This window comes from Bradyrhizobium sp. (genome assembly GCF_019242285.1).
GTDB lineage: Bacteria > Pseudomonadota > Alphaproteobacteria > Rhizobiales > Xanthobacteraceae > Bradyrhizobium.
Map to the genome: position 1 here is coordinate 1 of NZ_JAFAVV010000352.1, position 6423 is coordinate 6423.

The following is a 6423-nucleotide window of genomic DNA, read 5'->3' on the forward strand; positions in this document are numbered from 1 at the left end:
GCGGCGTCCTGCTCGTCCTCACCTATCGCTCCACCTACCAGCCGCCATGGGCGCGCGGGACGAACTTCGCCGAGATCCGCCTGGAGGAGCTGCGCGACGAGGACGTCTCGGCGCTGATCCGGGACATGATCGGCGACCGGTCGTCCACCCGCGCGATCCGCGACCGCATCGTCGAGCGCAGCGGTGGCAACCCGTTCTTTGCCGAGGAGCTGACGCGGTCCCTGGTCGACAGCGGCGAGCTCGACGGCCGGGTGGGGGATTACGAGGCGGCGCAGCCGGACCAGACGGGAACGCTGCCCGCCACGATCCAGTCGGTGATCGGCGCGCGTATCGACCGCCTGCGGCCGCCGGACAAGGAAGTGCTGCAGGTCGGCGCGACGATCGGCAGGGAGTTTCCCTTTTCCGTGCTCGCCGACGTGACGAGGGCGCCACCCGCCGACCTGCGGGATGCTCTGGGAAGGCTCGCCCAGCTCGAGCTGGTCCAGGAGGCGGCAGGCGAGGCGGGCTCGGATCGTTTCGCGTTCCGCCACCCGCTGATCCAGGAGGTCGCCTATGCCATGCAGTTGCGCGGCCGGCGGATCGAGCTCCACGCGGCGGTCGCAAGGGCGCTTGAACGCTTTCACCACAATCAGCTCGGTGAATATTCCGATCTGATCGCCTATCATTTCGAGGCCGCCCGGGATTTCGCCGCGGCGATCCGTTATGCGGAGCGCGCTGCGAGCTGGATCGGGAACACCAACTCGCGGCTGGCGCTCAAGACGTGGCAGAAGGTCCGCCTGCTGCTGCAGTCGCTGCCGCGTACGGATGATGAGACCGACCGGCTGCGCATGAGGGCCTCGGCACAGATCGTGAGCCTCGGCTGGCGTGAGGGCATGGGCGCCGAGGAGGTCAAACCCTTCGCGACGGAGGCCATGGATCTGGCGCTTGCGCTGAAGGACACGCTGCATCAGGTCTTGTTCCTCGCGGTCTATGGCAGGGTCGTTGCGTGCACCGGATCGGCCGACGATTACGTCAAGCAGGTGCTCCAGGCGCTCGATCTGACCGAAGATGCGAGCCTGAAGACCCTGCTCCAGGTGTTCCTGTGCCAGGCCTATGGTTATGCCGGAAGGCTGCGCGAGGCCCTCGAGGCGGGCGAGACGGCGCTCTCGCGCATCGCCGATTTGCAGCATGCGCATGAGGCGCTGATGGGATTCAGCGTCGAGCGGTGGGCTGAAAGCCTGTGCGCCCGCATCCTGGTCCGGACCGGCGATTTCGCCGCTGCCACGCGAAGCATCGAACGGCTGATCGCGAACGAGAAGGAACACCCGGATCCGGCCGTGCAGTTCATTCCGCATCTGGCCGATGTCGAACTCGGCTGGCTTACCCGGGACGAAAGGCTGGCGGACCTGCACAGCCGCCGCATCGAGGAGATGGCTGTCGCCAGCGGCGTTCCCTATGTCGCCGTCTACGCGGCCGCCTGCCGGGGGCTGGCGCTGTCGCTTGCCGGCGATCACGTGGCCGCGATTCAGAAACTGGAGTTGGCGATCGGGCTGGCGCGGGAAGCCTATGCCGGCCTGGAATATGAAAGCGAGATGCTCGCGTTCCTTGCAGAGGTCCATCTCAGGAGCAACAGCCCGGCCGCGGCGCTCAAGGTCGCCAAAGAGGCGATCGCGGTGGCGGTGGCGCGGCATGCCCGCCTCGCGGAATGCCGGGCGAACATGATCATGGCGCGTGCCCTCGAAGCCGCCGGGATCCACGATCCGGTTCGTCGCACGGAGGAGCTGTTCACGCGTGCCCGCGCGCTGGTCGTCGAGACCGGCGCGGTCGCTTATGCCGCCCTGCTTCCGCCGGAAAAGGCCTGCGTCGCCTGCGGCGGACCAGAAGCGTGAATTCGCGAAGCCCGTAGTCCCTCACAGCCTCGACCTCGCCCCCGAGCCCGTGCCTGCAGAAGCCGATCCAGCGCTCGGGGTCGGTGCGATAGAGCTCGTCCTCGGCAGGCCGGCCGTCATGCGGCAGCATGAAATTCACCGCGAAGCCGATCCGGCTGCTGCGGTTGAGGTCGGTCAGTATCTGCGCGACATAGCTCTCCCAGGCGGCAACGGGGTGACCGAGCCTGACGTTGAAGATGCCGCTCGCCAGTGCGTAGTCGGCTTCTTGCCCGCATTGCGCGCCGACGACGAACGTCGCATGGGCGTTGTTCTTCCAGCATCTGCGCGCGGCGTCCACCATCGACGGCGATATGTCGATGCCGTGGTAGGCGATCCGGGCTCCCGGATGCCTCAGATCGAGAAATTCGAGCAGCGCGCCATAGCCGCAGCCGAAATCGTTCAGGCTGAAGGGCGCGGAGAAGTCGCACAGCTTCAGGAGCTGCACGAAGCGGAGCTGCTGCGAGATCGCGTTCGGCCAGTCGACCCCGATGGGGGTCGGACCATGCCGAGCCAGCTTTGCCGAGTAGTAGCTGCAAACGCTCGCGCGCAGCTCGCGCGGCGGATCCGCGCTCACGCCCGCTTCTTGCGCGCCCCAGCCTTGGCCCGGCCCGCGGGCATGGTGGGCACCGAGAGGATGAGATAGTTGGTGCTGGAGAAATTGTAGGCGGGCGCCGAGGAGGTGACCAGGACGGCGCCCTTCGGCTGCTCCGCCGGATGCCAGGTGAAGTACACGGGCAGCGGGCTCGTGCCTTCCAGGTTCTGCTGCAGCGAGGCGATGATCTGATCGTGGCCGTTGCGGCTCGTCGCCTTGTCGTCGACCTTGGCATCCGTCCGTTGCAGCCAGTCCAGATAGCGCATGAAGCCATCGCGGTCGGCCTCGCCGACGGGCGCGATGTTGAGCAGGCCGAATGAGCTCCTGAGCGTGTGCTGCCGGGAGAACAGCTTGAACTCCTTCTGGAATGCGATCATCTCCGTCAGCGCGTCTCCAGGTTCGAACCTGGTATTGAGCTGGTTTTGAACATGCGGCACGTAACCGTCCTTGACGAAAGCACCCACTACAACGTCTCCTGCAAATCCGTGTCCGAAAAGCCAAACGTTACCGTGCTTTTTCGGCTGCGGCCAGATGCAGGCAACCGCGAAGCATACGCTATCCACCACGGCCGCATGGCTTCGATGCCTTTTCGACGGATGGCAAGGAAGGCGCGCTCCACAATCCTTCGCACGAAGGCGTGAGACGGAATTGGAGTGGACCGATATCATTCGCGCTTGGCTCTGGACAATCACGCTGTGTCCGGCTCAAATCCCGACCGCTGAATCCGGACACGCGCCGGCAAGAACCAACAAACCGACGTCCGCGACCTCGACGGCGGGCGCCGAACAAGGAAACGAACGGGAGTATTTTGATGGCGATTTCACGTCGTGACGTTTTATTGGGCAGTGCCGGCGCATTGGGCGCGACGTCATTTTCATTTCCGATGCCGGCGTTGGCCGATTCCGAGCCGATCAAGATCGGCTGCCTCGCGGCGATGACCGGGCCGAGCTCGGCGCCGACGCTGGGTTTCAACCGCGGCGTGGCCTTCGCCGTCGATGCCATCAACGCTGCCGGCGGCGTCAAGGGCCGCAAGATCGAGATCGTGATGCGCGACACCCAGGGCGATCCGTCGAAGGCGGTGAACGCCACCCAGGAGATGATCAGCCAGGTCAAGGTGCACGGCATCTGGGGCCCGCTTAATTCCGGCGAGGCGCTGGCGACGACGCCGATCATGGGACGTGCCAAGATGCCGAACATCCACCCTTGCGTGGTGGAGACCCTGATCGACCCTGCCAAATACCCCAACGCCTTCCGGATGGCGCCGTCGAACAGCCAGTGGGACGATGCGGTGCGCAACTACTGCCTGAACATCCTCAAGGCGAAGAAGATCGCCGTGATCGGCGACACCACCGGCTACGGCGTGACCGCACTCGGCGCCTCAGTGGCCGCCTTCAAGAAGGACGGCGCCGAGGTGGTGTACCAGGCCAATATCGACGCGACCCAGCCCGACGTGAGCCCCGACATGCTGCGCGCCAGGAACGCCGGCGCGGAAGCAATCGTGGTCTGGAGCGTCACCACCGGGATGGATGCGCGGATGTTCAACACCCGCGCCACGATGGGCTGGGACGTGCCCTTCGTCGGCCATCCCTCGATGTCGTCGGGCGAGATCGCGGGCCTCGTCGAAAAGCCGGAGAACTGGAAGAAGGTCTATGCCATCGGCTACAAGAGCTGCAGCTACGACGCCTCGGGCAAGCTGCCGGCGAAGAGCGAGGAACTGGTCGCTCGGCTGACCAGGGCCAAGATCGCGCTCAGCGACACGCTGTTGTGGTGGATCGCGGGCGGCATCGACGCGGTCGAACTGTTCGCCAAGGCGGTCGAGATCTCGGGCTCGACCGACGGCCCGGGCATCATCGCCTATCTCAATTCGCTCGACAAATATCCGGGCTATTTCGGCGACTACACCTTCACGCCGACCCAGCACAACGGCTATCCGACCGACGAGGTCGTGATGTCGGAGGCGTCCACCGCCAAGAACGGCACCTTCGCGCTGGCGCCGGGATATTCCTGAAACGGCGCGTAGAGTAATTTTTCATGCTGGCCTCGATCCTCGCCTCGGGACTTGCGGCGGGCGCGGTCTACGCGCTCGTCGGCATCACCTACAACACCATGTTCTCGACCTCGCGGGTCATGAGCTTCACCACCGGCCAGCTCGCGATGCTCGGCGGCGTGCTCGGCTCGCTGTTCACGCTGAAGCTCGGACTGGGCGTGATGGCGGGCCTCGTGCTGACCCTGATCGGCTGCGCGCTGATCGGGATCGTCACCGAGTTCGTCGCGGTGCGGCCGGTGCTGAAAAGCCTCGACCAGCATCTCTACGTGCTCTCGACCTTGGCGCTGGCGCTGATGATCCAGCAGGTCGCGGCGATCAAATGGGGCACCGAGCCGCAGCCGTTCCCGCGCCTGATCGGGCTCGGCAGCGGCGTCTGGGACGAGAAGTTCTGGCTGCCGGTCGCGGCCTGCGCGATCACCATCGCGGGCCTCGAATATCTCTACCGCCGCACCCTGGTCGGCCGCGCGTTCCTGGCGATCTCGGAGGACAATTTCGCCGCCCGCGCGCTTGGTCTGCCCGAGCGTAACCTCAGGGTCGCGAGCTACGCGCTCGCCGGCATCATCGGCGGCATCGCGGGCTTTTCCGGTGGCGAATTGCTGCTGGCATTCTTCGCCAACGGCGCGCTGTTGAATTTCTACGGCTTCGTGCCGGTGGCGCTCGGCGGCCTCGGCAACAACCGCGGCGCCATCGTCGGCGGATTGGCGCTCGGGCTGTTCCAGCAGGCGGCAAACTTCCTGGTCGGCGGCATCTTCTCCTCGGTCGCGGTGTTCACGTTGTTCATCGTGGTCCTCCTGGCGGCGCCGCAGGGTCTGTTCGGCGTCTCGACGGCGCGGAGGGTGTGATGGCCATGATGACCACCGCGGTGCCTGCTCCCGGTGAAGCCAAGACCCTGCGCGCCGTGCTGCCCCATGTCGTGCCGTTCCTCGGCATCCTCCTGATTGCGCTGATCCTGCCGCTGGTCAGCAACGACTATTGGGCGCTGATCGGCACGCGGATGGCGATCTACTGGGTGCTGGTGTCCGGCCTCAACCTCGTAGTCGGCTTTGCCGGGCATCTGGCGATCGGCTATGTCGCGCTGCTCACGCTCGGCGCCTACACCACGAGCGTGCTGGTCGCGGGCAACGTCATGCCGCCGCTGCCGGTGTTTGCGGCGCTGGGCGTCGCGGCGATCGTCGGCGCCGTGTTCGGCGTGATCGTCGGTCTGCCGGCGCTGCGGCTGCGCACCTTCTATTTCGCGATGTCGACGCTCGGTTTTGCCACCATCGTCACCCAGATCGCGCTGGCGTGGCAGAGCGTCACCGGCGGCGGCATCGGCATCCCCGGTCCGGAATTTCCCGCGCCGTTCAATTCGGCCTGGGGATTCTATTTCCTCTGCGTCGGCTTTGCCGCCTTCACCACCTGGATGAGCGCCAACGTCGCCCACAGCCGCTTCGGCCGATCGCTGATCGCGCTGCGCGACGCCGAGGTCGCGGCTGAAGCCACCGGCATCTTCAAGCCGAAACTCCTGATCTCGATCTTCCTGCTCGCGGGCGCGCTGGCGGCGGTCGCCGGCGGCCTGTTCGCCTCCCTGCAGACCTACATCACGCCGGACGCCTTTACGTTCGACCTCTCGGTGCTGTTCTTCATCGCGATCCTGATCGGCGGCCGCGGCTCGATCCTCGGGCCGTTGCTCGGCACCATGATCCTCACCGTGCTGCCGGAGATCGCGGCGCCCCTGGCGGCGTGGTCGACCTTCCTCTATGCGGCGCTGCTGCTCCTGATCGTGCTGGTGGCGCCGGGCGGCATCGCGGCCTTGCTCGATTTTCGCAACCGGCGGCCGCTCGCCAGCAACCGCACCATCGTGCCGCGGCCTTCGGCGCTCGCGGATATCCAGCGCC

General features: G+C 66.1%; 5 protein-coding genes and 1 pseudogene. 4 read left to right on the forward strand and 2 right to left on the reverse strand.

Features of this window, described 5'->3' with window-relative positions:
• Nucleotides 1-1868: pseudogene (locus tag JOY90_RS13830) on the forward strand (adenylate/guanylate cyclase domain-containing protein); the annotation flags it as partial.
• Here the strand turns inward: JOY90_RS13830 and JOY90_RS13835 are convergent.
• A complete protein-coding gene (locus tag JOY90_RS13835; RefSeq protein WP_291691683.1) occupies nucleotides 1765-2481 on the reverse strand; it encodes a class I SAM-dependent methyltransferase in 717 nt (238 codons plus the stop codon). The pseudogene JOY90_RS13830 and the gene JOY90_RS13835 sit on opposite strands and share 104 nt — an antisense overlap.
• On the reverse strand, nucleotides 2478-2963 hold the full coding sequence (locus JOY90_RS13840; protein ID WP_291691684.1) for a hypothetical protein: 486 nt from the start codon (nucleotides 2961-2963) through the stop codon (nucleotides 2478-2480). The genes JOY90_RS13835 and JOY90_RS13840 overlap by 4 nt, the downstream gene beginning before the upstream one ends.
• A 347-nt stretch (nucleotides 2964-3310) precedes the next feature.
• On the opposite strand from JOY90_RS13840, the gene JOY90_RS13845 reads away from it, so the two are divergent.
• From JOY90_RS13845 to JOY90_RS13855, 3 genes are all read left to right on the forward strand, one after another.
• Nucleotides 3311-4507, forward strand: a complete 1197-nt coding sequence (locus JOY90_RS13845; protein ID WP_291691685.1) for an ABC transporter substrate-binding protein — start codon at nucleotides 3311-3313, stop codon at nucleotides 4505-4507.
• Between the two features lie 23 nt (nucleotides 4508-4530).
• Nucleotides 4531-5388, forward strand: coding sequence for a branched-chain amino acid ABC transporter permease (locus JOY90_RS13850; protein ID WP_291691686.1), 858 nt, complete (start codon nucleotides 4531-4533; stop codon nucleotides 5386-5388).
• On the forward strand, nucleotides 5388-6423 hold a 1036-nt coding region (locus JOY90_RS13855), incomplete at its 3' end, for a branched-chain amino acid ABC transporter permease (protein ID WP_291691687.1). The genes JOY90_RS13850 and JOY90_RS13855, both read left to right, overlap by 1 nt.